The sequence below is a fragment of the Streptomyces sp. NPDC091281 genome (genome assembly GCF_044757425.1).
Classification (GTDB): Bacteria; Actinomycetota; Actinomycetes; order Streptomycetales; family Streptomycetaceae; genus Streptomyces.
In genome coordinates this window covers 262,667-288,385 of the sequence record NZ_JBIVUY010000008.1, presented here as the reverse complement: position 1 = coordinate 288,385, position 25,719 = coordinate 262,667, and the positions used below count along the sequence as shown (strand labels likewise).

The 25,719-nt window shown below is 71.8% G+C and carries 22 protein-coding genes, 1 tRNA gene and 1 pseudogene; 9 read left to right on the top strand and 15 right to left on the bottom strand.

All coding sequences use genetic code 11. The annotated features are described in order from the left end of the window. Window positions 1–43: 43 nt before the first annotated feature. From ACIQPQ_RS22515 to ACIQPQ_RS22505, 3 genes are all read right to left on the bottom strand, one after another. Window positions 44–853 carry a TrmH family RNA methyltransferase gene (locus tag ACIQPQ_RS22515; protein WP_401306244.1) on the bottom strand — a complete coding sequence of 270 codons (810 nt, stop codon included), beginning with the start codon at window positions 851–853 and terminating at the stop codon, window positions 44–46. After that, window positions 850–2,277, bottom strand: a complete 1,428-nt coding sequence (locus ACIQPQ_RS22510; RefSeq protein WP_401306478.1) for an HTTM domain-containing protein — start codon at window positions 2,275–2,277, stop codon at window positions 850–852. Before ACIQPQ_RS22510 ends, ACIQPQ_RS22515 begins: the two co-directional genes overlap by 4 nt. A 137-nt stretch (window positions 2,278–2,414) precedes the next feature. Further along, a complete protein-coding gene (locus ACIQPQ_RS22505; RefSeq protein WP_401306242.1) occupies window positions 2,415–3,194 on the bottom strand; it encodes a DUF5819 family protein in 780 nt (259 codons plus the stop codon). A 236-nt stretch (window positions 3,195–3,430) separates the two neighbouring features. Between ACIQPQ_RS22505 and ACIQPQ_RS22500 the strand changes: the two genes are divergently transcribed. Continuing rightward, entirely contained in the window at window positions 3,431–4,564 is a 1,134-nt protein-coding gene (locus tag ACIQPQ_RS22500; RefSeq protein WP_401306240.1) for an acyl-CoA dehydrogenase family protein, read from the top strand. A gap of 65 nt (window positions 4,565–4,629) precedes the next feature. Here the strand turns inward: ACIQPQ_RS22500 and ACIQPQ_RS22495 are convergent, their stop codons facing one another. From ACIQPQ_RS22495 to ACIQPQ_RS22480, 4 genes and pseudogenes are all read right to left on the bottom strand, one after another. Then, window positions 4,630–4,959: a rhodanese-like domain-containing protein gene (locus tag ACIQPQ_RS22495; protein WP_401306476.1), complete on the bottom strand. Its 330-nt coding sequence runs from the start codon at window positions 4,957–4,959 to the stop codon at window positions 4,630–4,632. A gap of 456 nt (window positions 4,960–5,415) precedes the next feature. After that, window positions 5,416–6,210 (bottom strand): annotated as a pseudogene (locus ACIQPQ_RS22490) (hypothetical protein); the annotation flags it as partial. Between the two features lie 31 nt (window positions 6,211–6,241). Next, a complete protein-coding gene (locus tag ACIQPQ_RS22485) occupies window positions 6,242–7,681 on the bottom strand; it encodes a DUF2252 domain-containing protein (RefSeq protein ID WP_401306239.1) in 1,440 nt (479 codons plus the stop codon). A gap of 334 nt (window positions 7,682–8,015) precedes the next feature. Beyond that, window positions 8,016–8,099: transfer RNA gene (locus ACIQPQ_RS22480), tRNA-Leu, on the bottom strand. 575 nt (window positions 8,100–8,674) lie between these two features. Here ACIQPQ_RS22480 and ACIQPQ_RS22475 point away from each other — a divergent pair. From ACIQPQ_RS22475 to pknB, 6 genes are all read left to right on the top strand, one after another. Further along, a complete protein-coding gene (locus ACIQPQ_RS22475) occupies window positions 8,675–9,535 on the top strand; it encodes an FhaA domain-containing protein (protein ID WP_401306237.1) in 861 nt (286 codons plus the stop codon). A gap of 10 nt (window positions 9,536–9,545) precedes the next feature. Beyond that, window positions 9,546–10,067, top strand: coding sequence for an FHA domain-containing protein (locus ACIQPQ_RS22470; protein WP_383769821.1), 522 nt, complete (start codon window positions 9,546–9,548; stop codon window positions 10,065–10,067). A gap of 92 nt (window positions 10,068–10,159) precedes the next feature. Further along, the gene (locus ACIQPQ_RS22465) at window positions 10,160–11,803 is read left to right on the top strand and encodes a Stp1/IreP family PP2C-type Ser/Thr phosphatase (protein WP_401306235.1); all 1,644 of its coding nucleotides are present in this window, start codon (window positions 10,160–10,162) and stop codon (window positions 11,801–11,803) included. 27 nt (window positions 11,804–11,830) lie between these two features. Next, window positions 11,831–13,270, top strand: coding sequence for an FtsW/RodA/SpoVE family cell cycle protein (locus tag ACIQPQ_RS22460; RefSeq protein ID WP_383769826.1), 1,440 nt, complete (start codon window positions 11,831–11,833; stop codon window positions 13,268–13,270). Continuing rightward, the gene (locus ACIQPQ_RS22455) at window positions 13,267–14,739 is read left to right on the top strand and encodes a peptidoglycan D,D-transpeptidase FtsI family protein (protein ID WP_401306233.1); all 1,473 of its coding nucleotides are present in this window, start codon (window positions 13,267–13,269) and stop codon (window positions 14,737–14,739) included. Before ACIQPQ_RS22460 ends, ACIQPQ_RS22455 begins: the two co-directional genes overlap by 4 nt. A gap of 181 nt (window positions 14,740–14,920) precedes the next feature. Then, on the top strand, window positions 14,921–16,939 hold the full coding sequence (gene pknB, locus ACIQPQ_RS22450; RefSeq protein WP_401306231.1) for a Stk1 family PASTA domain-containing Ser/Thr kinase: 2,019 nt from the start codon (window positions 14,921–14,923) through the stop codon (window positions 16,937–16,939). A gap of 136 nt (window positions 16,940–17,075) precedes the next feature. On the opposite strand, the gene ACIQPQ_RS22445 is transcribed toward pknB, so the two are convergent. From ACIQPQ_RS22445 to ACIQPQ_RS22420, 6 genes are read right to left on the bottom strand one after another with little or no spacing between them, the layout of a single operon-like run. Then, entirely contained in the window at window positions 17,076–17,837 is a 762-nt protein-coding gene (locus ACIQPQ_RS22445) for a class E sortase (RefSeq protein ID WP_383770157.1), read from the bottom strand. Window positions 17,838–17,849: 12 nt separating this feature from the next. Next, window positions 17,850–18,947 carry a class E sortase gene (locus ACIQPQ_RS22440; protein WP_401306230.1) on the bottom strand — a complete coding sequence of 366 codons (1,098 nt, stop codon included), beginning with the start codon at window positions 18,945–18,947 and terminating at the stop codon, window positions 17,850–17,852. After that, entirely contained in the window at window positions 18,944–19,582 is a 639-nt protein-coding gene (locus tag ACIQPQ_RS22435) for an aminodeoxychorismate/anthranilate synthase component II (RefSeq protein WP_401306228.1), read from the bottom strand. The genes ACIQPQ_RS22440 and ACIQPQ_RS22435 overlap by 4 nt, the downstream gene beginning before the upstream one ends. After that, a complete protein-coding gene (locus tag ACIQPQ_RS22430) occupies window positions 19,579–19,740 on the bottom strand; it encodes a hypothetical protein (protein ID WP_383769839.1) in 162 nt (53 codons plus the stop codon). The genes ACIQPQ_RS22435 and ACIQPQ_RS22430 overlap by 4 nt, the downstream gene beginning before the upstream one ends. A 52-nt stretch (window positions 19,741–19,792) precedes the next feature. Next, a complete protein-coding gene (locus tag ACIQPQ_RS22425) occupies window positions 19,793–20,563 on the bottom strand; it encodes a class E sortase (RefSeq protein ID WP_401306226.1) in 771 nt (256 codons plus the stop codon). A 36-nt stretch (window positions 20,564–20,599) separates the two neighbouring features. Beyond that, a complete protein-coding gene (locus tag ACIQPQ_RS22420) occupies window positions 20,600–21,391 on the bottom strand; it encodes a DUF881 domain-containing protein (protein WP_383769845.1) in 792 nt (263 codons plus the stop codon). A gap of 152 nt (window positions 21,392–21,543) precedes the next feature. Here ACIQPQ_RS22420 and crgA point away from each other — a divergent pair, with 152 nt between their 5' ends. Next, window positions 21,544–21,798: a cell division protein CrgA gene (gene crgA / locus ACIQPQ_RS22415; protein ID WP_383769848.1), complete on the top strand. Its 255-nt coding sequence runs from the start codon at window positions 21,544–21,546 to the stop codon at window positions 21,796–21,798. A gap of 336 nt (window positions 21,799–22,134) precedes the next feature. Here the strand turns inward: crgA and ACIQPQ_RS22410 are convergent, their stop codons facing one another. Both ACIQPQ_RS22410 and ACIQPQ_RS22405 read right to left on the bottom strand, forming a co-directional pair. After that, on the bottom strand, window positions 22,135–23,028 hold the full coding sequence (locus ACIQPQ_RS22410; RefSeq protein WP_401306224.1) for a rhomboid family intramembrane serine protease: 894 nt from the start codon (window positions 23,026–23,028) through the stop codon (window positions 22,135–22,137). A 138-nt stretch (window positions 23,029–23,166) separates the two neighbouring features. After that, window positions 23,167–23,709 (bottom strand): peptidylprolyl isomerase, encoded by a 543-nt coding sequence (locus ACIQPQ_RS22405; RefSeq protein ID WP_401306222.1) that lies wholly within the window; start codon window positions 23,707–23,709, stop codon window positions 23,167–23,169. Between the two features lie 491 nt (window positions 23,710–24,200). On the opposite strand from ACIQPQ_RS22405, the gene ACIQPQ_RS22400 reads away from it, so the two are divergent. Further along, a complete protein-coding gene (locus tag ACIQPQ_RS22400) occupies window positions 24,201–24,896 on the top strand; it encodes a DUF5324 family protein (RefSeq protein WP_401306220.1) in 696 nt (231 codons plus the stop codon). Window positions 24,897–25,719: the final 823 nt, after the last annotated feature.

The following is a 25,719-nucleotide window of genomic DNA, read 5'->3' as shown; positions in this document are numbered from 1 at the left end:
ACCGGAGCGGCTCCGCGGACCGGGCCTGGCCGCCGGGCCCGGCCTAGTCCGCCTCCGGCCCCCTGCTCGGCTCCGGCCCCCGACCCACACCCAGGTCGCGTCCGGGGCCGGAAGCGCTCCAGTGGTAGAGCGTCATGGCCACGCTGGTGGCCAGGTTGTAGCTGGAGACCTGGGGCCGCATCGGCAGCGCGAGCAGCCGGTCGGCCCGCGCGCGCAGCGCGTCCGAGAGCCCGCTGCGCTCGGAGCCGAAGGCGAGGACGGCGTCGTCCGGGAGCTTCACGTCCCGAAGGTCCTCGCCCTCCGGGTCCAGCGCGAACACCGGCCCGGCGGGCAGCTCGGCGACGGTCAGCCGCTCCACGGCGGTCGCGAAGTGCAGCCCCGCCCCGCCGCGCACCACGGTCGGATGCCAGGGGTCGAGCGTGCCGGTGGTGACCACCCCGGCCGCCCCGAACCCGGCGGCGAGCCGGATCACGGCACCCGCGTTGCCCAGGTTGCGCGGTTCGTCGAGGACCACGACCGGCGCCGTGCGGGGCGTCCGGGCCAGCGCCCGCAGATTCGCCTCCCGCGCGGGCCGTACGGCGAGGGCGGCCACGCCCGTGGGATGCGGGCGCGCCACCAGCGAGGCGTACACCGCCTCCGGCACCTCGCTCAGCAGCGCGTCCAGCGGCGCCCGTACGTCGGGTGCGAGATCGTCGGCCAGGGCGAGCGCCGCCCGCCGGTCCACGGCCACCGCGACCGGCAGGTCGGCCCCGAAGCGCAGGGCGTGCTTCACGGCGTGGAACCCGTCCAGCAGCACGGCGTCCGCCGCGAGCCGACGCCACCGGGCGAGCGGGTCGGACACGGCGGCGGTCATGTCCCGAAGCCTACGCGGCCGGGCTCGACACCTTCCGCGCCCACGGTCCGGTCGGCACCCTCGGCACTCCGCACGCTCGCAGGGCCCTCGGTGCCCTCAGGATTCTCCGCCGCGCCCTCGGCACCCTCCCCCTCACCGGAGTCCCGCTGCTTCGGCACGCTCCCCGCCGACCCCCCGTCCGGGTCCGGGTCGGGCTCCGGGCCCCGGTCCGCTTCCAGCGCGGGCGTCGGCGCCGGGTCCAGGCCCCCGCCCTGCTCACCTCCCCGATCACGCCCCCGTCCCCGCTCCCGCCCGAGGAACGCGTCCGTCAGCACCCCCGCCCACCGGCCCAGCCGCCGCAGGAAGGACGTCGGCAGGAACACCGCGTCCGCCGCGATCATCGCCAGGGAGAAGAACGGCAGCCCGAGGACGATCGCGATCGCCGTGTGCTCGATGATCATCACGACCAGCAGGACGTTCTTGACCCGCCGGTTGAACAGGGTGAACGGGAAGGCGACCTGCACGATGACCGTCCCGTACGTCACGAGCATCAGCATCGTGCCGCTGGACGCCAGCAGACCGCCGAGCGCGGGCCAGGGCGAGAAGTAGTCGAGGTGCAGGGGGTAGTAGACGGCGGTGCCGTCCTGCCAGCGCGAGCCCTGGACCTTGTACCACCCGGCGGTCGCGTAGATCAGGCAGGCCTCGGCCATGACGACCAGCAGTCCGGCGTTGTGCAGGATGTGGGTGATCACGTCCAGCAGGGCGCGCGGCTGCGCGGTCGGCGCCAGCCGGTCCACGGCCCACCGCACGCCGAGCGCGGCCCACACCGCCCAGAGGATCAGCGGCACCGTGAGGTCCCCGTCGAGCCGCCCCGCCGCCGTCGCCGTGACCAGCACGAACCCGAGGACTCCCCACAGCGCGGGCCCCACCCGGTCGGTGACCCGCTCCCCGCGCGCCCGCGCCCCGGCCTGCCGCCGCGCCCGCCGGGCGTCCAGCGACCAGACCTGGCCGCAGCGCAGGAAGACGAGGTAGATCGACATCAGGTGCAGGACGTTGTCGCCGCCGTCACCGACGAAGACGCTGCGGTTCTGGAGCGACAGCACGCCCACCATGAACAGCACGGACATCGTGCGGGTACGCCAGCCCAGCAGCAACAGCAGGCTCGCCAGCACCGCCAGCGCGTACACGGCCTCGAACCAGCCGCGGGCGTCGGACCACATGAGGGTGGTGAAGGCGCCGTTGCCGTCGATGAGCCGACGGGCCAGTTCCCAGCTCCACGGGCCGTCGGGGCCGTACAGCTCGGCGCGGTGCGGCAGCTCGCGCAGCAGGAACAGCAGCCAGGTCAGGCTGAACCCGATCCGGATCACGGCGCTCTGGTACGGCCCGAGCGCGGCCCCGGTGACGCGCGCGACGGCCGTCTGCGCCACCACCGCGAAACGCTTCACCGCCGGGAAACGCCCCACCACCGACGGACGCAGCTCCGCCCCCGGCGACGGGGACAACGACGGCGCCTGCGCCTGCGCCTGCGCCTGCGCCTGCGCCTGCGATGAGGACGGCGACGGGGACGGGGACGATGTTTCGCTCACTTCACGCCTCCCTCGGCCTCACCGGCGGGCACCGTCCACCAGGGCAGCTCCCGGAAGACCGGCTTGGTCGAGATCCGGTCAGTGCTCCAGGGCGGCGGCGCCACGGTGGTGGTGCGGGAGCGTATCTGCACGCGCTGGACGACCCCGTCCGCGCCGGCGGCGCCGCCGCGGTCCAGCCGCAGCACGACGATGCGGCGCAGATACTCCTCGGCGAGCGGGCCGCGGGTGCTCAGCGCGCGGTTCTCGGCGTCGTGCGAGCCGGTGTAGAAGTCCCACGCCCGGCGCAGTTCGTTCTGCTGGGTGTGGCTCGGCACGAGGTTGCCGTCGATGGCCCGCCCGTCCTGCGCGGAGAGGTCGTACCAGGCCGTGGTGCGCGAGGACCCGTCCGGCGTCCGCACGTCCGCGCGGACCTGGACGGCGATGTTCTGCTGGAGCGGGTTCGGCGCGAAGAGCTTCCAGTTCTGCTCGAACTCCGGGTAGATGTAGTCGTCGATCGCCCGGCTGTGCGTCTTGGACACCGTGTTGGACGGCGCGACGTGCAGGAACACCATGCCGAGGTGCACACAGACGGCCACCGCGACGACGGCGAGCACCAGCGCCGCGACGACCTGGTAGCGCGGCGAGAGCGCGACCGCGCCCGCGGGGACCTCGGGGGCGGGCCCCGCAGGCTCCCCGGCGCCGGGCACCGCGCCGGGCGCGGCCTCGGCCGACGGCTCCGCCGCCCGGGACGCCCCGGCCTCCCGAGGGCCGCCGCCCCCTCCGTCGTTCGCGTCCATCGCGCCCCGTTCCCCGTCCCCGCTCGTCCGCCGGTGCCGTACGGCCGTCGCTCGTTCCCCGTATCCGTACGGCTGTCGCACGGCACGGTACTCAGGCCGGACACCGGCCGGGAACCCGGCGGGTCGTCCACCGCGGGGACACCCTACGACGGCCCCGGCCGCCCCGTTCCCTTCTTCTAGAACCTGTTCTATCTTGACGGACCGTCAGACGATCCGAACCGTCGGGAGGACCGGCCGTGGACTTCACCTTCACCGAGGAGCAGCGGGCGGTGGCCGAGGCCGCGCGGGGCGTCTTCGCCGACGTCGCGCCCGACGGCGTACCGAGCCCGGCGCTCACCACGGGCCCCGTCGCCGACGACCTCGACCGCGCCCTGTGGTCCCGGCTCGCCGCCGCCGACCTGCTGAGCCTGCTGCTCACGGAGGAGTACGGCGGGTCCGGCCTCGACGCGGTGGCGCTCTGCCTGGTGCTGCGCGAGGCCGCACAGGTCCTGGCCCGCGTCCCGCTCCTGGAGAGCGCCGCGGCCGCGGCCGCCGTCCAGGCGTACGGCGGGCCCGAGCTGAAGGCGGCCGTGCTCGCGCGGTCCGGCCGGGGCGAGACGGTCCTGACCGTCGCCGCGCAGGGCCGCACCGGCCACGACGGCGCCGAACTCGCGGTGACCGCCCGCCCCGACGGCGGGCACTGGGTCCTCGACGGAGTCCAGACGGCGGTGCCTTGGGCGTACGAGGCGGATCTCGTCCTGGTCCCGGCGCGCACCGCCGACGACCGCGTCGTCCTCGCCGCGGTTCCCCGGGGCCACGAGGGCGCCGCGCTCGCCGAGCAGACCTCCACCAGCGGCGAACGGCTGGCCGAACTCCGCCTGGACTCCGCCCGCGTCCCCGACCGGGACGTGATCACCGCCGACGGCGCCTGGGAGTGGCTGCGGGGCCTGCTCACCCTCGGCACCTGCGCCCAGGCCCTCGGCCTCGGCACCCGCGTCCTGCACATGACCGCCGACTACGCCGGCACCCGGGTGCAGTTCGGGCACCCGATCGCCACCTTCCAGGCGGTCGCCGTACAGGCCGCCGACCGCTACATCGACCTGCGGGCGATGGAGGTCACCCTCTGGCAGGCCGCCTGGCGGCACGCCAGCGGCACACCGGGCGCCCTGCCCGTCTCCGGCGACCTGGCGGTGGCCAAGATCTGGGCCGCGGAGGGAGTCCGGCGGGTGGTGCAGACCGCGCAGCACCTGCACGGCGGCTTCGGCGCGGACGTCGACTACCCGCTGCACCGCTACCACGCCTGGGCCAAGCACCTGGAGCTGTCCCTGGGCCCGGCCGCGGCCCACGAGGAGGCGCTGGGCGACCTGCTGGCCGCCCACGCCCTCGGCTGAACCCGGCCGGTCTCAGCGGACGCCGCACCCCGCTCCGCCCCGGCGGGCTCTTCCCGTACGCCTACTCAGAGGACGAACCCGGACCCGCCGTCGTCGGTCACCACGGGGCGCCCGGCGGCGGCCCAGTACTGCATGCCCCCGTCGACGTTCACCGCGTCGATGCCCTGCTGGACGAGGTACTGCGTGACCTGGGCGGAGCGCCCGCCGGAGCGGCAGATCACATGGACCCGCCCGTCCTGCGGCGCGGCCTCGGTCAGCTCGCCGTAGCGGGCGACGAACTCACTGATGGGAAGGTGCAGCGCCCCTTCGGCGTGACCGGCCTTCCACTCGTCGTCCTCCCGGACGTCCACCAGGAAATCGCCGTCCTTGAGGTCGCCGACCTCGACCGTGGGCACACCAGCTCCGAAACTCATGCCCCCGACGCTACCGGACACCCCGGCCCGCCCGTCCGGCTCCGGCCGTCCCCTCCTACGGCCCCCGGAGCGTCCCACCGGCCGCCCGGCCGACTCCTCGACCGGCCACCCGGCCTACTCGGCGGGGTCGACCGGCTTGGCCGTGTCCACGGGGTCCACGGGGTCGACGGTGTCCACCGCGTCCGACGGACCGGAAGCGTCGGCCGAGCCGACCGGATCGGCGGAGTCCGGCGCATCCGCAGGAGAGACCGGGTCGGCCTGACCCGCCACGCCCGCACCCACCGCCGCACCGGCACCGGCACCGGCACCGGCACCGGCCACAGCTTCCGCTTCCGAACCCGCCCCCGACCCCGAGCCCGAATTCGAGCCCGAGCCCGAGCCGGAGGCCGAATCCGAACCCGAGGGGGAGCCGGAACCCGTTCCCGCAGGCTCCGCCAGCGCCACCAGCTCCGCCAGCTCCCCCTCCCGCTTGGCCACCTCGGCCAGCAGCTGCTCGGCGATCTCCTCCAGCAGGCGGTCCGGGTCCTCCGGGGCCATGCGGAGCATCGAACCGATCGCGCTCTCCTCCAGCTCGCGGGCGAGCGCCGACAGCATCTCCTTGCGCGCGGAGAGCCACTCCAGGCGGGCGTACAGCTCCTCGCTGGGGCTCGGACGGCGCTCGGCCGGGGCAGGACCGGCGGCCCATTCCTCGGCCAGTTCCCGCAGCAGGCCCTCGTCGCCGCGGGCGTACGCGGCGTTCACGCGGGTGATGAACTCCTCGCGCCGGGCCCGCTCCGCGTCCTCCTGCGCGAGGTCGGGGTGGGCCTTGCGGGCCAGCTCCCGGTAGAGCTTGCGGGCCTCGTCGCTGGGGCGCACCCGCTCGGGGGGCCGCACCGACTGGTCCGTCAGCATCGCGGCGGCCTCGGGGAAGAGGCCGTCGCCGTCCATCCAGCCGTGGAACAGCTCCTCGACGCCGGGCATCGGCAGCACGCGGGCCCGCGCCTCGTCCGCCTTGCGGGCGTCCTCGGGGTCGCCGCTGCGCGCGGCGCGCGCCTCGGCGATCTCCGCCTCCAGCTCGTCGAGCCGCGCGTACATCGGACCGAGTCTCTGGTGGTGGAGCCGCGAGAAGTTCTCGACCTCGACGCGGAAGGTCTCCACCGCGATCTCGAACTCGATCAGCGCCTGCTCGGCGGCCCGCACGGCCTGCTCCAGCCGCTCCTCGGGCCGCGACTGCTCAGCTTCGGGGGTCGTCACCCGCCCAGCCTAGGGCCTCGCCTCCCGCGCCTCACACCCCCAGCTCCGCCGCCACCCGTCCCTCGCGCACCGCGGCCACCAGCGCGGCGTGGTCCGCCTCGGTGCGGTCGGCGTAGGCGACGGCGAAGGAGGCGATCGCCTCGTCCAGTTCGTCGTTCTTGCCGCAGTACCCGGCGACCAGCCGCGGGTCGGCGCTGTGCGAGTGGGCGCGGGCCAGGAGGGCGCCGGTCATGCGGCCGTAGTCGTCGACCTGGTCGGCGGAGAGGGCGGCCGGGTCGACGCTGCCCTTGCGGTTGCGGAACTGCCGGACCTGGTAGGGCCGCCCGTCGACGGTCGTCCAGCCGAGCAGGATGTCGCTGACGACCTGCATCCGCTTCTGCCCGAGGACGACCCGGCGGCCCTGGTGTTCGGCGGCGGGCGGGTCGAACCCGGCGCTCACGAGGTGCGGGACCAGCGCCGAGTCCCGCGCCTCCTTCACCTGGAGCACCAGGGGCTCGCCCCGGTGGTCCAGCAGCAGGACGACGTAGGAGCGGGTGCCCACGCTGCCGGTGCCGACGATCCGGAAGGCGACGTCGTGCACCGCGTGCCGGGCGAGCAGCGGGAGGCGGTCCTCCGACAGCGTGGTCAGGTACTCCTCCAGCGAGGCGGCCACCGCGGCGGCCTCCGCGTCGAGGACGCGGCGCAGGACCGGCGGGGCGTCGACGAAGCGGCGTCCGCCGTGCTCGGTCGTCTCGGTGGATCTGGCGGCGAACCGTCCGCTGGTGTTGGCCCGTGCCTTCTCCGCGACCCGCTCCAGGGTGCCGAGCAGGTCGTGGGCGTCGGTGTGGGAGACGAGTTCCTCGTCGGCGATGGCGTTCCAGGCGTCCAGTACGGGCAGCTTGGCCAGCAGGCGCATGGTCCGCCGGTAGGCGCCCACGGTGTCGTAGGCGGCTCTGCGGCAGGTGTCCTCGTCGGCTCCGGCCTCCCGGCCCGCGAGGACCAGCGAGGCGGCCAGCCGCTTGAGGTCCCACTCCCAGGGGCCGAGGACCGTCTCGTCGAAGTCGTTGAGGTCGATGACCAGTCGGCCGCGGGCGTCGCCGTAGAGACCGAAGTTGGCCGCGTGGGCGTCGCCGCAGATCTGGGCCAGGATGCGGGTGGCGGGGGTGCGGGCCAGGTCGTGGGCCATGAGGCCCGCGGAGCCGCGCAGGAACGCGAACGGCGTGGCCGCCATCCGCCCGACCCTTATCGGGGTCAGCTCGGGGATGCGGCCCCGGTTGGACTCCTCGACCGCCGTCACGGCGTCCGGCCGGGCGCCGTCCAGGTCGAGCAGGGCGTGCTCCGACCGCGGCACCCGCGCGCGCAGCGCCTTCCCCTCTTCCTTCGGCTCCCCGGCGGCGGGCCACGCGGCGAACCCGCCCACCCGCGGCAGCCGCCCCCCGCCGTGCGCTCCACCCCTCGCTCCGGCACCCTCGCCGACTCCGACCTCGGCCATCACGACCGCCTCCCCCGTACTCGAACCTTGCACGCGAACCCCGCACGTCAGCCCCGTACGCAGATCCGCACGAGAACCTCGTACGCGAGCCCGTACGCGAACTCGTGCCGACGGTACCGCCCGATCCCCCCGCCCCGGCAGCCCTGTGGACAACGCCCCGCCGCCCTCTCACCCGCGACGCCCCGCGCCCCCGCCCTGAGACCTTCCTCACAGCCGCGCCGCCGCCCGGCCCCTCCCGCGGCTCCCTCGCCCCGTGTCGTCGGCCACACGAAAGCCATGAGGACACAACAAAGCGGTCGGCATCGTGATCACGATGCCGACCGCTTCTTCGCTGTGCGCGAGGGGGGAGTTGAACCCCCACGCCCTTTCGGGCACTGGAACCTGAATCCAGCGCGTCTGCCTATTCCGCCACCCGCGCATTGGGTGTGTCCTCGGGCTTGTGGGCTTTTCGGCCCGGCGCCTTCCGACATGCAGAACATTAGCACGCGGTCCAGGGTGCGTTCACACGCTTATCGGGGGCCCCGGAGCAGGTGCGCGAGGCCCCGCGGAGGGGTCCGGGCGGCCCCGTACGTCCCGGCGGAGACCGGTTCACGTATCAACCTCGTACCTATGCCGCCCGTCTCCCCAGGAGCCGGACCGGTGGCCCGGTCGGGTGCGGGACACTGGTCCCCGGCCGCCTCTACGATCCAGGGCAGCGGCACAAGCGGAAGTACGTGCGGACGTACGTACGGCGCAACCCGGGAAGGTACCCGGGGGGAAAGAAGAAGAGAACCGGAGCGAACGACGGCGAAGGGCGGCGAAGGGCGCGAAGGGGAGGAGAAGGACCGGCGGGGGGAGAACGGTCGGCCGGGTGCCGACACCGTTCGGCTGGGCCGACCGGGGGAACCAGCCGATCCACCGGCGCGTAGATACGATCAGTGAGCAGTACGCAGTGAGCGGTACCAGGTAAGCAAACGGGACACGGGACGCAGGTCACGACGGAGGAGGTGCCCCATGGGAGTCCTGAAGAAGTTCGAGCAGCGACTCGAGGGTCTGGTCAACGGCACCTTCGCCAAGGTGTTCAAGTCCGAGGTGCAGCCGGTGGAGATCGCGGGCGCGCTCCAGCGCGAGTGCGACAACAACGCGACCATCTGGAACCGCGACCGGACCGTCGTGCCCAACGACTTCATCGTGGAACTGAGCACACCAGACTACGAGCGGCTCAGCCCGTACTCGGGCCAGCTCGGCGACGAGCTGGCCGGCATGGTCCGCGACTACGCCAAGCAGCAGCGCTACACCTTCATGGGACCGATCAAGGTCAACCTGGAGAAGGCCGAGGACCTCGACACCGGCCTCTACCGCGTCCGCAGCCGCACCCTCGCCTCCACCAGCAGCCAGCAGGCACCCGGCGGCGCTCCCGCCGCGGGCCAGCAGCGCGGCGGCTACGGATACCCGCAGGCCGGTGCCCCCGCCGCACCCCCCATGCCCTCCGCCCCGCCCCCCGGCCGCCCCGGCGGCTACGGCTACCCGCCCGCGGGCGGCGGCCAGCGCCCCGGCGGCGGCGGACCGGCCGGCGCACCCGCGCCCGGCTCCCGCGCCCGCCACTGGGTCGAGATCAACGGCGCCCGCCACCAGATCTCCGGCGCGACGCTGGTCCTGGGCCGCAGCACCGAGGCCGACGTGCGCATCGACGACCCCGGCGTCTCCCGCAGGCACTGCGAGATCCGGCCCGGATCGCCCTCGACGATCCAGGACCTCGGGTCCACCAACGGCATCGTGGTGGACGGGCAGCACACCACCCGCGCTACGCTCCGCGACGGCTCGCGGATCGTCGTGGGCAGCACCACCATCATTTACCGGCAAGCCGAAGGGTGAAGCGGGGGCAATGTCAGAGCTGACCCTCACGGTCATGCGGCTGGGTTTCCTGGCCGTACTGTGGCTGTTCGTGATCGTGGCCGTGCAGGTCATCCGCAGCGATCTGTTCGGTACGCGCGTCACGCAGCGCGGCGCGCGCCGCGAGGCCGCCCGCCCGCAGCAGGCGCAGCGGCAGCAGGCGCCCCCGCAGCAGCGGCAGCAGTCCGCCTCGGGCGGCGGCGGCCGCCGGGGCCGGAACGCGCCGACCAAGCTGGTGGTGTCCGAGGGCACCCTGACCGGCACGACCGTCGCCCTCCAGGGCCAGACGATCTCGCTGGGCCGCGCGCACGACAGCACGATCGTGCTGGACGACGACTACGCCTCCAGCCGCCATGCCAGGATCTACCCGGACCGCGACGGCCAGTGGATCGTCGAGGACCTGGGCTCCACCAACGGCACGTACCTCGACCGAACGCGGCTGACGACTCCCACACCGATCCCGCTGGGCGCACCGATCCGTATCGGCAAGACCGTCATCGAGCTGCGGAAGTAGTGCTACATCATGAGTGAGCGCGAGCGGAGCGAGCACGCCGCGGCGGCCGGCACCCCGGGCCGCGGCGCGCTCCCGACCGGAGGGTGGGCAGTGTGGCTCGACACGACCGGCTGTACCCGGGGCCGACGGGCGAGGTGGGCATGAGTCTGTCACTGCGCTTCGCCGCCGGATCGCACAAGGGCATGATCCGGGAGGGCAACGAGGACTCCGGTTACGCCGGCCCGCGCCTGCTCGCCATCGCCGACGGCATGGGCGGCGCCGCCGCCGGTGAGGTCGCCTCCTCCGAGGCCATCTCCACCATCGTCGCCCTCGACGACGACGTGCCCGGCTCCGACGTCCTCACCTCGCTCGGCACCGCCGTGCAGCGCGCCAACGACCAGCTGCGCTCGCTGGTCGACGAGGACCCCCAGCTCGAAGGCATGGGCACCACGCTGACCGCGCTGCTGTGGACGGGCCAGCGGCTCGGCCTGGTGCACGTCGGCGACTCGCGCGCCTACCTGCTCCGCGACGGCGTGCTGACCCAGATCACCCAGGACCACACCTGGGTGCAGCGGCTGGTCGACGAGGGCCGGATCACCGAGGAAGAAGCCACCACCCACCCCCAACGCTCCCTGCTGATGCGGGCGTTGGGCAGCGGTGAGCACGTCGAGCCGGATCTGTCGATCCGTGAGGTGCGGGCGGGCGACCGCTATCTGATCTGCTCCGACGGCCTCTCCGGCGTCGTCTCGCACCAGACGCTGGAAGACACCCTCGCCAGCTACCAGGGCCCGCAGGAGACCGTGCAGGAGCTGATCCAGCTCGCCCTGCGCGGCGGCGGCCCCGACAACATCACCGTGATCGTCGCGGACGTCCTCGACCTGGACACCGGCGACACCCTCGCCGGGCAGCTGTCGGACACCCCGGTCGTGGTCGGCGCCGTCGCCGAGAACCAGCACCAGCTGCACGACAACGGCATCATGCAGACCCCCGCCGGCCGCGCCTCCGGCCTCGGCCGCCAGGGCCGCGGAGGCGGTGGCGGCGGCGAGTTCGGCCCGCCCGGCTCCGGCGGCGACGTCACCGGCTTCATCCCCACCGACGGCTTCGGGGACTACACCGACGACGACTTCGTCAAGCCGCGCAAGGGCCGCCGCTGGCTCAAGCGCTCCCTGTACGGCGGGCTCGCGCTCGCCGTGGTCGGCGCCGGGCTGTACGGCGGCTGGCGCTGGACGCAGACGCAGTACTACGTCGGCACCAAGGGCGAGCACGTCGCGCTGTACCGGGGCATCAGCCAGGACCTGGCGTGGGTCTCGCTGTCGAAGGTGGAGAAGGACCACCCCGAGATCGAACTCAAGTACCTCCCGCAGTACCAGCAGAAGCTGGTGGAGGCCACGATCGCCGAGGGGAACCTGTCCACCGCGCGCAAGAAGATCGACGAACTCTCCGTCCAGGCCTCCGCCTGCAAGAAGAAGGCCGACGCCGCGAAGACCCCCGCCGCGGCCGGTCCGGCCGAGGAGGGCGACAAGGCCGAGTCCGCCCCGCCCGCCGCCGACACCGGCGAGGCCGGGGGCACGGGAACCACTCCGGTCTCCTTCACGTCCAAGGCATCACCGAGCCCCAACCCCTCGGCGTCCGACCCGAACCCGTCGGCGTCGTCGTCCGCGTCTCCGTCCACATCAGCGACCGCCGGTACGCCCGGCCCCGGCCCCACCCTCTCGGAGGATGAGCAGAAGGTCGTCTCGCTGTGCGGTAAGCAGTAGGCAAGCCGTGAGAGGCCCCGTCACCCCATGAGCAGCACAACCAACACGCCGACCCACCACACGTCCACGATCGGCTCGATCGGCACCCCGAGCCGGCGCAACACCGAGCTGGCCCTGCTGGTGTTCGCCGTGGTCATCCCGGTGTTCGCCTACGCCAACGTGGGGCTCGCCATCAACGAGCAGGTCCCGTCGGGCCTGCTCGCGTACGGCCTGGGCCTCGGCCTGCTGGCCGGTGTCGCCCACCTCGTGGTCCGCAAGTTCGCGCCGTACGCCGACCCGCTGCTGCTGCCGCTGGCCACCCTGCTGAACGGGCTGGGGCTGGTCGCGATCTGGCGGCTGGACCAGTCCAAGCTGCTCCAGCAGATCCAGCAGGCGGGCAACGCGGCACCACGCCAGCTGATGTACACGGCGCTCGGCATCGCGTTCTTCATCGTGGTGCTGATCTTCCTGAAGGACCACCGCGTCCTCCAGCGCTACACCTACATCTCCATGGTCGGCGCGCTGCTCCTGCTGCTGCTGCCGCTGGTGCCCGGCCTCGGCCGGAACATCTACGGCGCCAAGATCTGGATCCAGGTCGGCAGCTTCAGCATCCAGCCCGGTGAGTTCGCCAAGATCGTGCTGGCCGTCTTCTTCGCGGGCTACCTGATGGTGAAGCGGGACGCGCTCGCCCTCGCCAGCCGCCGCTTCATGGGCCTGTACCTGCCGCGCGGCCGCGACCTCGGCCCGATCCTGGTGGTCTGGTTCATCTCGATCCTCATCCTGGTCTTCGAGACGGACCTCGGCACCTCGCTGCTGTTCTTCGGAATGTTCATCATCATGCTGTACGTCGCCACCGAGCGGACCAGCTGGATCGTCTTCGGTCTGCTGATGTCCGGCGCGGGCGCGGTCGGCGTGGCCAGCTTCGAACCGCACGTCCAGCAGCGCGTCCAGGCCTGGCTCGACCCGATGAAGGAGTACGCGCTCTCCCGGCAGGGTCAGGCCGGCCACTCCGAGCAGGCGATGCAGGCGCTGTGGGCGTTCGGCTCCGGCGGCACCCTCGGCACCGGCTGGGGCCAGGGCCACTCCGAGCTGATCCGCTTCGCCGCCAACTCCGACTTCATCCTCGCCACCTTCGGCGAGGAGATCGGCCTCGCCGGTGTGATGGCGCTGCTGCTGCTGTACGGGCTGATCGTGGAGCGCGGCGTGCGCACCGCACTCGCCGCCCGCGACCCCTTCGGCAAGCTGCTCGCGATCGGCCTGTCCGGCGCGTTCGCGCTCCAGGTGTTCGTCGTCGCGGGCGGTGTGATGGGCCTCATCCCGCTGACCGGTATGACGATGCCGTTCCTGGCCTACGGCGGTTCCTCGGTCATCGCCAACTGGGCGCTGATCGGCATCCTGATCAGGATCAGCGACACCGCGCGCCGCCCGGCCCCGGCCCCCGCCTCCAACCCCGACGCCGAGATGACCCAGGTGGTCCGCCCGTCATGAACAAGCCCCTGCGCCGGATCGCGATCTTCTGCGGACTCCTGATCCTCACCCTGCTCATCCGCGACAACTGGCTCCAGTACGTCAAGGCCGACACCCTCGCCACCGACGACGAGAACCGCCGCGTGAACATCGAGCGGTACGCCACCCCGCGCGGCGACATCATCGTCGACGGCAAGGCCATCACCGGCTCGGTGGAGACCACCAGCGGCGACTACAAGTACAAGCGGACCTGGAACAACGGCCCGATGTGGGCGCCGATCACCGGCTACTCCTCGCAGGCGTTCGGCGCCACCCAGCTGGAGAAGCTGGAGGACGGCATCCTCACCGGCAACGACGACCGGCTCTTCTTCCGCAACACGCTCGACATGCTCACGGGCAAGAAGAAGGAGGGCGGCAGCGTCGTCACCACCCTCAACTCGGCCGCGCAGAAGGCGGCGTACGAGGGCCTGGGGAACAAGAAGGGCGCCGTCGCCGCGATCGACCCGGCCACCGGCAAGATCCTCGCGCTGGTCTCCACGCCGTCGTACGACCCCTCGAAGTTCGCCGGGGCCTCCGACAAGGACTCCGAGGCCTGGAACGCGGTCCAGAAGAAGAACAACGCCGACGACCCGATGCTGAACCGGGCGCTGCGCGAGACCTACCCGCCCGGCTCCACGTTCAAGGTCGTCACGGCCGCCGCGGCGCTGGAGAACGGCGTGGTCGACGGCATCGACGACGCCACCAAGACGCCCGACCCGTACCAGCTGCCGGACACCAAGACCGACCTCACCAACGAGCACGGCGAGTGCAAGGACGCCAACCTGCGCTACGCGCTCATGGTGTCCTGCAACACCGTCTTCGCGAAGATGGCCGACAACGTCGGCAGCGAGAAGATGATCCAGCAGGCCGAGAAGTTCGGCTACAACAACGCCGAGCTGGACACCCCGGTCCGCGCCTCGGAGAGCGTCTACCCCGAGGACAACCGGCCGCAGAACGCCATGGACGGCATCGGCCAGGCCTCCAACCGGGCCACCCCGCTCCAGATGGCGATGGTCGCCTCGGCCGTCGCCAACGACGGCAAGCTGATGAGGCCGTACATGGTCGACCAGCTCAAGGCCGCCAACCTGGACACCATCGAGACGACCGAGCCGCAGGAGCTGTCCCAGGCGGTCTCCTCGGAGACGGCCCAGAAGCTCCAGGAGATGATGGAGACGGTCGTCAACGACCCGCAGGGCACCGGCGGCAAGGCGAAGATCGCCGGGGCCACCGTCGGCGGCAAGACCGGTACCGCCCAGCACGGTCTGAACAACAGCGAGAAGCCGTACGCCTGGTTCATCTCCTACGCGAAGCTGTCCGACGGCAGCTCGCCGGTGGCGGTCGCGGTGGTCGTCGAGGACGGCGCCGCCAACCGTGACGACATCAGCGGCGGCGGTCTCGCCGGCCCGATCGCGAGGGACGTGATGAAGGCAGTCATCGACAGCAAGAAGTGACCCGCACAGTGACCCCCATCACGTCGCCTGCACATCGACGCACGTTGCGATACCGGTCCTGTATCGGGTGACGGGCTTGGCCAGGTCGCACAGCGCCGTCCGGGTACGGTAAGCCCGGACGGCAGCCCCCGACCGCACACGTGTGCCGGACGGGACCGACGGAGAGGGCTGGTAGGTAGCTATGGAAGAGCCGCGTCGCCTCGGCGGCCGGTACGAGCTGGGCCATGTGCTCGGCCGTGGTGGCATGGCGGAGGTCTACCTCGCGCATGACACCCGCCTCGGCCGCACCGTGGCGGTGAAGACGCTGCGCGCGGACCTCGCGCGCGACCCTTCCTTCCAGGCCCGGTTCCGCCGGGAGGCCCAGTCGGCCGCCTCGCTCAACCACCCCGCGATCGTGGCGGTCTACGACACGGGCGAGGACTACATCGGCGATGTGTCGATCCCGTACATCGTCATGGAGTACGTCGACGGCTCCACGCTCCGTGAGCTGCTGCACTCCGGCCGCAAGCTGCTGCCGGAGCGCTCCATGGAGATGACGATCGGCATCCTCCAGGGCCTGGAGTACGCCCATCGCAGTGGCATCGTGCACCGCGACATCAAGCCCGCGAACGTCATGCTGACGCGCAACGGCCAGGTCAAGGTGATGGACTTCGGCATCGCCCGCGCCATGGGCGACTCCGGTATGACGATGACGCAGACGGCCGCCGTGATCGGCACCGCCCAGTACCTCTCCCCGGAGCAGGCCAAGGGCGAGCAGGTCGACGCCCGGTCCGACCTGTACTCCACGGGCTGCCTGCTCTACGAACTGCTCACCGTCCGCCCGCCGTTCGTGGGCGACTCCCCGGTGGCGGTGGCCTACCAGCACGTCCGCGAGGACCCGCAGGCGCCCAGCGTCTTCGACCCCGAGATCACGCCCGAGATGGACGCCATCGTCCTCAAGGCCCTGGTCAAGGACCCCGACTACCGCTACCAGTCCGCCGACGAGATGCGCGCCGACATCGAGGCCTGCCTCGACGGCCAGCCGGTCGCGGCCACGGCGGCGCTCGGCTCGGTCGGCTACGGCGGCTACCCGGACGACCAGGCCACCACGGCGCTGCGCTCCGCGGACGGCGGCGCCACCTCGATGCTGCCCCCGATGAACCCGGACGACGGCGGCTTCGGCTACGACGACCGTCCCGACCGGCGGCGCCAGAAGAAGAACAACACCTCCACGATCCTCCTCGTCGTCGCGGCGGTGCTGGTCCTCGTCGGCGCGATCCTGATCGGCCGCTGGGCCGTCAGCGGCGGGGGCGGCTCGGCCGACGACCCGGTGGCCGTGCCCAACCTCGTCGGCAGCTCCCAGGCGGACGCCCAGCAACAGCTCACCAACGTGGGCCTCAAGCTCGGGACCGTCACGCAGAAGCCCTGTGAGAACCAGGCCAAGGGCAACGTCTGCGACCAGGACCCCAAGGCCAAGACCGAGGTCGACAAGGACTCCCTCGTCAACCTGGTGATCTCCACGGGGGCGCCGAAGGTGGCCGTGCCGAGTGTCCTCGGCAAGAGCCTGGACGACGCCCGCTCGACGCTGGAGGGCGACCAGTACCAGCTGGTCGTGGAGACCAAGAACCGGATCTCCACCGAGGAGCCGGGCACCGTCCTGGAGCAGGACCCGCGCCTCGGCACCGAGGTGGAGAAGGGGTCGAAGATCACCCTCACCATCGCCAAGGCGGAGGAGAAGGCGACCGTCCCGGACGTCGTCGGCAAGAGCTGTGACGAGGCCAAGGCGCAGATGCAGGCCAACGACCTCACCGGCAACTGCAGCGAGGTCGAGACCGAGGACCAGAACCAGGTGGGCAAGGTCATCCAGACCACCCCGTCGGCCAACTCCAAGGTGGACAAGGGCTCCCAGGTCGAGATCCAGATCGGCAAGGCGAAGCAGAACCAGCAGACGCAGGTCCCGGGCAACCTCCAGGGCCAGCGGCTGGCGGACGCCCGCAACGCGCTCCAGCAGGCGGGCCTGAACGTCGGCAACGTCCAGGGCTCCAACGACGACAACGCGATCGTCCTCACCTCGGACCCGGCACCCGGCAGCACAGTGAACCGCGGCCAGACCGTCAACCTGGTCACCGTCGGCGGGGGCGGCGGCAACAACGGGGGCAACAACGGCGGCGGTGACGGGGACGACGACGGCATCGGCTTCTTCGGCGGAGGCAACGGCTAGCGCCACCACCGACCGGCCGGCGCTCCCGGCAGGCAGAGCGGAAAAGGCCTCGGGCCCCGCGGGATCACTTCCCGCGGGGCCCGAGGCCTTCGTCGTGTGTGCTGCCTCGTCCGTCGGCGGCGCCGTGCGCCGTCCGTCAGCGCAGTTCCTTCGGCGGGGTGCGGTCCGCGTCAACCTTCTCGACCCGGACCAGTTCGCCCCAGACGACGTACCGGTAGCGGCTGGTGTAGACGGGTGTGCAGGTGGTCAGGGTGATGAACTTGCCGGCCTTGGTGCGGCCGGACTCCGCGGGGACCGGGCCGAGGACCTCGACGTTGTACTTCGACGTCTCGGGCAGGGTCGCGAAGACCTTGTAGACGTACCAGTCGTCCTTCGTCTCGAAGACGATCGGGTCGCCCTTCTCCAGCTTGTCGATGTGGTGGAACTTGGCGCCGTGGCCGTCGCGGTGCGCGGCGAGGGAGAAGTTGCCGTTCTTCCCGGCCGTGGGGAGCGTGGCCTTGACCGGGTCGGTGTAGTACCCGGCGACCCCGTCGTTGAGGATCTTCGGCGAGGTGCCCTTCTCGACCAGGACCTCGCCGCCGCCCATCGCGGGCACGTGGAGGAAGCCGATGCCGTTCCCGGTGTCGAGTGCTCCGGGGCCGCCGGACTCCTCCCGCGCCCAGGTGTCGCGGACCTTGTCGCCCTGCCGGTCCGCCTTGCGGTCGGCGACGACGTTGGTCCACCACAGGGAGTAGACGACGAACAGGCCGAGCACCAGCCCGGCCGTGATGAGGAGTTCACCGAGGACGCTGACCGCGCGGGCGAAGCGTCCGCCGCCGCGGCGCCGGGCGGGCGACGCGCCGCCGTGCCGCGCGCCGGTGTGCTCTTCGTGCTCGGTGTCGCCGGTGGTCGCTGCCACGTTCATCTGCCCCTACTCGACGAGCGCATCCGGCTTGCCCTTGCTGCGCGGCCGTTCCTCCACCATCTTGCCCCAGACGATCATCCGGTACGTGCTGGTGAACTCCGGCGTGCACGTCGTCAGGGTGATGTAGCGGCCCGGTCCGGTGAACCCCGACTGCGGGGGGACGGGGTCGAGGACGCTGACGTTGCTCGGCGAGGTGCTCGGGAGGATCGACGCCATCTTGTAGACGTAGTAGTCGTCCTGGGTCTCGACGACGATCGGGTCGCCCGGCTGGAGCCGGTTGATGTAGCGGAACGGCTCGCCGTGCGTGTTGCGGTGGCCCGCGACGCCGAAGTTGCCGGTCTTCGCGTCGGGCATGGGCGTCTTCAGCGACTCCTCGCCGTAGTGACCGACCATGCCCTTGTCGAGGACCTTCTTGTTGCTGATGCCCTCGGCGATCGGGACGACGACGTCCAGCTTGGGGATGTGCAGGATGGCGAAGCCCTGCCCCGGCGAGAAGGCGCCCGGGGTGCGCTTGCCGTTCGCCCAGTCGTTCTGGAGGCTGCTCGCCTCCTTGTCCGCCTGCGCGTGGGCCCGCACGTTGGTCCACCACAGCTGGTAGGTGACGAAGAGCAGCATCAGCACGCCCGTGGTGATGAACACCTCGCCGACGGCCCGGCTGGCGACCACCGCGGGTCCGGGCCTGCGGGCGCGGGCCTGGCGCCGGGCCTCGACGCGGGAGAGCGGCGCGGCACGGCGCCCGGCGCGGTCCGCGGCCCGCCCGCCCCGTGCGCCGTTCGCAGCGCGTCCGTCGGGGGACCGTCCGTCCGGAGACCGACCGTCCGGGGCCGGACCGGACGACCGGTCGGGCCGGTCCTGCTCCGGGGAACCGCCGTGGCGCCCGTGACGGCGCTTGGCGGCCTTCCTGCGGGCCGCACGGCCACCGGCCGGGGTTCCGGGGAGGGCGGACGCCGCCGGGGCGTCAGAAGCGGATATGGACTCGCCGCCGAACTCGTGCCAGGACTCGGGCGCCCGCGGTATCCGCAGCGCCACCGTCTCGTCGTCGAGGGGAGCCCGGTACGGCTGTTCGCCGTACCGCTCCTCGCGCTCGGGGCGCAGCGCGGTCACGCCGAGGCCCTGCCCACCACCGGGGCGAGCCCCGCCGACCTCGCCACCGCGCCCTGGTCGCCGCACTCCACCAGCCAGTTGGCCAGCATCAGGTGCCCGTGCTCGGTGAGCACCGACTCCGGGTGGAACTGCACGCCCTCGACGGGCAGTTCTCGGTGGCGCAGGCCCATCACGATGCCGTCGCGGGTGCGGGCGGTGACCTCCAGCTCGGCCGGGACGGTGGCGGGCTCGGCGGCCAGCGAGTGGTAGCGGGTCGCGGTGAACGGGGAGGGCAGTCCGGCGAAGACGCCCTTGCCGCCGTGCTCCACCGGCGAGGTCTTGCCGTGCAGCAGCTCCGGCGCCCGGTCCACGACACCGCCGTACGCCACCTGCATCGACTGCATGCCGAGGCAGACGCCGAAGACGGGGACGCCGGTGTCCGCGCAGTGGCGGACCATGTCGACGCAGATCCCGGCCTCCTCGGGGGTGCCGGGGCCGGGGGAGAGCAGGACGCCGTCGAAGCCGTCCTGGGCGTGGGCCGTGGTGACCTCGTCGTTGCGCAGGACCTCGCACTCGGCGCCCAGTTGGTACAGGTACTGGACCAGGTTGAAGACGAAGCTGTCGTAGTTGTCGACGACGAGAATGCGCGCGCTCACTGGTTGTCCACCGTCACATCATTGAAGGGAAGCAGCGGTTCGGCCCACGGGAAGACGTACTGGAACAGGACATAGACCACGGCCACCACGAGCACGATCGAGATCAGCGCCCTCAGCAGGGCGTTTCCCGGCAGATGCCGCCAGATCCAGCCGTACATGCCGTCCCTTCCGTCGCACCACGGCACCTGACTCACGCCGTACGTCACCAGACTAACGGCGCAGAGCCCTCGGTTCGCCTGTCTCCACAGGCTGTGTGGAGTCCAGGTGCGCCCAGACGATCAGCCGGTGACTGTGGCCCCATTCGGGGTCGCACGTGGTCAGCGTCAGATAGCGTCCGGGACGCGTATACCCCGACTTACGTGGCAGAGCGGCGATCACCTCGACATCCGAGGGCACTGTTTTGTACGGCCCCCGGTCGACGCGGTACGTGAACCAGGTGACGCCGTCGTCGAGGACCACCGCGTCGCCGGGCCGCAGCCGGGGGAAGTCCTTGAAGGGGTCGCCGTACGTACGGCGGTGACCGGCGACGGCGAAGTTCCCGGGCTGCCCGAGGCGGGCCGTGCCCGCGTAGTGGCCGAGCCCCTTCTTGAGGGTGGCCGTGCCGGTGCCCTCCAGCACGGGCTTGTTCCACGTGAAACCGAACCGCGGGATGTACATGATCGCGAAGGGCCTGCCCTCCCGGTACGGCCTCGGCGGCGCGGGCACGGCGGCGGGGCCGGACGCGGGGTCCGGGGTGACCGCCGGGGTGGCGGCCGGGGTCCCGGCGGAGGGCGGCCGGTCCGGCGCGGAGGGCTGCGGGGCGGGGGCGGGCGGCGCGGTCGGGTTCGGGTGCGCCCACTGGTCGCGGAGGAGGTCGATCTGCGCGTCCATGGCGCGGTCGGCGCGGACCCCGGTCCAGAAGAGCAGGTAGACGACGAGGAGCAGGATCACGGTGCCGACCGTGACGCAGAGTTCGCTGAGCGTTCTGACGATCACGCGCACCGGCGGCTCCCCGGGAGGCGGCTGGCCCGGCGGGGGCTACTCCACCGGCTTCGCGTAGTGCAGGTCCACTGTGCCCGAGTAGCCGGGCAGCGTCACCGTGCCGTCCTCGGTGACTTTCCACCCGAGCCCGTAGACGTTGACGTAGACCATGTAGTTCTGGATCGCGCGGGAGTCCGCGAGGGCCTGCTGGAGCTTCTCCGGGTCCCCCACCGCCTGGATCTTGTACGGCGGGGAGTAGACGCGGCCCTGGAGGATCAGGGTGTTGCCCACGCAGCGGACGGCGCTGGTGGAGATGAGCCGCTGGTCCATCACCTTGATGCCCTCGGCGCCCGCCTGCCAGAGCGCGTTGACGACGGCCTGGAGGTCCTGCTGGTGGATGACCAGGTAGTCGGGCTGCGGCTCGGGGTAGCCGGGGAGCTTGGCGGTGGCGTTCGGCGGGGCGTCGTCGAGGGTGACGGTGATGGCCTTGCCCTTCACCTTCTGGGTGCCCGCCGCGTCCTCCAGGCGGGCCAGCTTCTCGTCCTCGGCGCTGGTGCTGCCGTCGTCGGCCTCGGCGAGGGTGTCGACGTCGTCGCGCAGGGCCGCGTTGGTCTCGTCCAGCTCGCCGTTCTTGTGGCTGCGTTCCTGGATGAGGTCGGAGAGCTTCAGCAGCGAGGCGTCCGTGCGGATGTCGGTGCCCTTGGCGGTGTCGAAGCTGGTGAAGAAGATGAGTCCGGCGAGGGCGAAGACGCCCGCGGTGAGCACGCGCACCGGCCGCAGCCGCCGACGGCGAGGTTCGGGTGCGGAACCCGTTGTCCCCGTACCGGGGGAGTCGGCAGAATAGCTCAACGTACCCTTATCTCCTTCGGCGCCGTAGAAGCACTACGCTAACGGACGCCCGGGGGAGCACTCAGCGCCGCCTCAGTGTCCCCTTGTACGCTGCCCCGAGCCCGACCCAGTACCCTGCGCGGCCACGCAGCGCATCGACAGGAGAGACCCTCGTGCCGAAGTCACGTATCCGCAAGAAGGCCGACTACACGCCGCCCCCGGCGAAGCAGACGACCGCCATCAAGCTGAACAGCCGGGCCTGGGTCGCGCCGGTGATGCTGGCGATGTTCCTCGTCGGCCTCGCCTGGATCGTCGTGTTCTACGTGACCGACGGGTCACTGCCGATCGACGCGCTGGGCAACTGGAACATCGTGGTCGGCTTCGGCTTCATCGCGGCGGGCTTCGGCGTCTCCACGCAGTGGAAGTAGCAGGCCGGACGGCTGCTGCGCCACCTCTGCCCAGGGATTTCCGGCGAGTTATCCACAGCCGTTGTCCACAATGGGGAAAAAGAACGACGATCTGTGGATAACCTCTGGCAGGTTGACGCCGGTGTGAAGAAACCACGGCATTCGAAAACCTGTTCGCCCCCTGCCTGACCTGCGGAAACAAGGGTCGGGGACAGGGGGCACAGTTGTTCCCGCACCGTGTGCACAAGATCCGGCACCCACTGTGGACAACTTGTGCCCGGAAGCCGCTCCGGGGAGCTGGGCGCGCCCACTCAGGTGAGTCCGGCCGGGCCCCCGGGTGGGCCGGGCGGGGAGGCCTCAGGTGAGCTGGGCGGTTCTCAGCAGGACCAGTGCCAGGGTGACGGCGAGGACCAGGACGCAGCTGCCGACCTGGACCGCCGTCCGCCGCTGGCGCGGGGCGTGGACCATGCCGTACCCGACGAGGACACCGGCGACGAGGCCGCCGACGTGGGCCTGCCAGGCGATGCCGGACCAGCCGAAGGTGATGACGAGGTTGATCACCAGCAGGGCGATGATCGGCCGCATGTCGTAGCGCAGGCGGCGCATCAGGACGGCGGTGGCGCCGAACAGGCCGAAGATCGCGCCGGAGGCGCCGAGCGAGGCGGTGTTCGCCCCGGCCAGCAGATAGGTGAGCGCGCTGCCCGCGAGGCCCGAGACGAGGTAGAGCGCCAGATAACGGACCCGGCCGAGGGCCTGCTCCAGCGGGCCGCCGAGCCACCACAGGCTCAGCATGTTCATCACGAAGTGCAGCACGGCCTGGTGCGTGAACATCGCGGTGACCAGCCGGTACCACTCGCCCTCGGCGACCCCCTCGACCTGGCCGGTCTCCGGGAAGAAGGCCCGGCCCACCAGGACGAGGTGGTCCGCCAGCGACGGACTGGCCTGGACGGCCAGGAAGACCGCCAGGTTGATGCCGAGGAGGATCTTGGTGACCAGGCGGGGGTCGGCGGCGATCGAACCCCCCGCGAGCGTCCGGGGCCGGGCGGCGTCCGGGGCGTGGCCGGTGCCCGAACCCTCCCGCACACACTCGGGGCACTGGAAGCCGACGGAGGCACTGACCATGCACTCCGGGCAGATGGGGCGCTCGCAGCGGGTGCAGCTCACCCCGGTCTCCCGGCCCGGGTGCCGGTAGCACGAGGGCAGGCCGCTCTGCGCGCCGCCGTCGGGTCGGCTGCCTGGTGCCTGGTCCATGGATGCGCTCCCCCGAGGTCGTGGTGAACAGGTCGTCGTGCGCGGGACGCCGGGAACAGGACCGCGCCCCGCCCCGGCCTCCGCCCATCCTTACGGACGAGCGGGACGAATGGTTCCCGGAGCAGGTCCGGAGCCTCCTCAGACCCGACCGGCCGCGCGCTTCTCGACGACGACCGACTCGATCACGACGTCCTCCAGCGGACGCTCGGTGCGCGGGTTGGTCCGGACGCCCGCGATCGCATCGACGACCTTCTGACCGGCCGGGTCGGTGACCTCGCCGAAGATGGTGTGCTTGCGGTTCAGCCAGGCCGTCGGAGCGACGGTGATGAAGAACTGCGAGCCGTTCGTCCCGGGGCCCGCGTTGGCCATCGCCAGCAGGTACGGCCGGTCGAAGCGCAGGTCGGGGTGGAACTCGTCCTCGAAGGCATAGCCGGGATCGCCCGTGCCGTTGCCCAGCGGGTCACCGCCCTGGATCATGAACCCGCTGATCACCCGGTGGACGACCGTGCCGTCGTAGAGCCTCGCCGTCGTCCGCGCGCCGGTCGCCGGGTGGGTCCACTCACGGCCGCCCGTGGCCAGGTCCACGAAGTTGCGCACCGTCTTCGGCGCGTGGTCCGGGAAGAGCCGGACGTCGATGTCCCCGTGGTTGGTCCTGAGGGTGGCGTGGAGCTGCTCGGCCACGGTGCGCCTTCCGTCGTCCTTCTGTGACAGGCCGATCCTCGCACGCACCACCGCCTACGCCGTCCGCCGTCCGTCCGGCCCGGCGGACCGGCCGCTTCGGGTACGGAATCGTGCCGTTCCGGGCCGGGTCGGGAGCGAGCGGGACCGATCCGTGGCATTGTCGACGACAAGCTCCCGTTGCCCCGTATTCACCCGCTCTCCCATCTCTCGTCCAGACATGATCCAGACATGATCCAGACCTGATCCAGACCTGATCCAGGTTGACCCCGATCTGATCCGGGCCTCGTCCGGGCCCGATCCGGGCCGCGTCCGCATCCGTCCGGTCCTGGCCCACCCGTTGCACCCGTTGCATCCGTTGCATCCGATCAAGACAACTCGGGACGTCCGGCACCCGTATGCCCCGCCGGGCATGCTCCGGCGGCCGTCGGCAGGCATGATCCGCACAAGGGCGGAAAGGCGATTTACCGTACGCCACCGAGGAGGAGGAACCCGTGACCCGCATCGACAGCGTGCGCGCCGCGACCGGCTCGGCGAAGGGCAGCGTGCTGCACGCCGCGGAAGTGGTGGCGCCCTACGCCGACACGGCCAAGGAGAGGGCCGCGCTCTACGCGCACGAGGCCCGCGTACGGCTCGCGCCGAAGGTGACGCAGGCCGCCGAACAGGCCCGCGTCCAGTACGACGCCCATGTCGCCCCGCGACTGGAGCAGGCGCTGACGCATGTCCCGCCGAAGGTCGACCAGGCCGCGCACGAAGCCGCGCTCCGCACCCGGATCGCCGCCCGGCAGGCCGCCGACTACTCCCGGCCGAAGATCGAGCAGGCCGTGGCCTCGGCCGGACCGGTGAAGGACGAGGCTGCCGCCCGCAGCGCCGCCGTCCTGGCGGCCCTCCGCGGTCACGTCACGGCGAAGGAGATCGAGAAGCTGGTGCGCAAGCACCGCCGCCGGGCCAGGGCGGGCAAGGCCGCCAAGGTGCTCGTCGTGGCGGGCCTCGTGGCCGGCGGTGCCTTCGCGGCCTGGAAGTGGTGGGACAAGCAGGCCAACCCGGACTGGCTGGTCGAGCCGCCGGAGGCCACCGAGGTCCCCGCCGCGGCCGGTCTCACCTCGGTCGACGGCAGCGCCGGCGCCTTCGACCCGGACGTCCAGGCCAAGGAGGACGAGGAGGCGGCCAACCGCGAGGACCGCGGCTGAGCCTGACCCTGTTTCTGTTTCACGTGAAACAGAAACAGGCCGGAGAACATCGCAGCGCACCGAAGAGCCCTCCCGACCGGACGCCGGTCGGGAGGGCTCTTCGCTGCGCGGTGCGGGGTGGCGTGAGGGGAAGCGAAAGGGAGCGAAGGGGAGCGAAAGAGCGGCGAAACGGAGGCGAAAGGCGGCGGGGGCGTGCGCCGGGGGCTTCCCGGTGGTTTTTCAGTCTCTGCCGCACACACTTCCCGCCCGCTTCTCCTAGCAAAGCGATCGATTGATTTCGCATCCGATCAAAATGTGCCACGAAATGAATGGACTCAGGGGGCTGTACGGCCCGGTGCTGCGCTTTTAGCGCGGGGGTGAGGTCGCTTGAATGGTTACGTCTCACTCTGATGGCCGAGCCTGAGGACGGCGCGCTAACCTCACGGCGGAGGTGGGCCCCGGACCAGGCTGGCTACCGAAATTCCGGGACCCTTCCGCATTTTGAGCAGCCATCACTTCCCTGAGGAGCGAGATGACCGCACTCCATGGCGTGTCCGGCACCGCGGTGCCGGAAGCACGCCTGGACGGTAGCAACGCCGACGGAGGGGACGCACGCGCGCGTGCCCGTTCTGTCACGCCCGGATCGGTGGCGCCGCACCGCAGGAACGTTCCCCGCGTTCCCCGCGGCGTCCGACGCCGTCTTCCCACCGGTCGGGCGAGCGTGGAAGGGGCCGCCCCGCCCCCGGACGCACGGGCCCGGCAGCTCGGTGACCACGGGACACGAGGATCACGAGGGCCACGATGAGCGCGGCGGAGGTTCCGCGTCAGGATTCCGCGGAGCGCG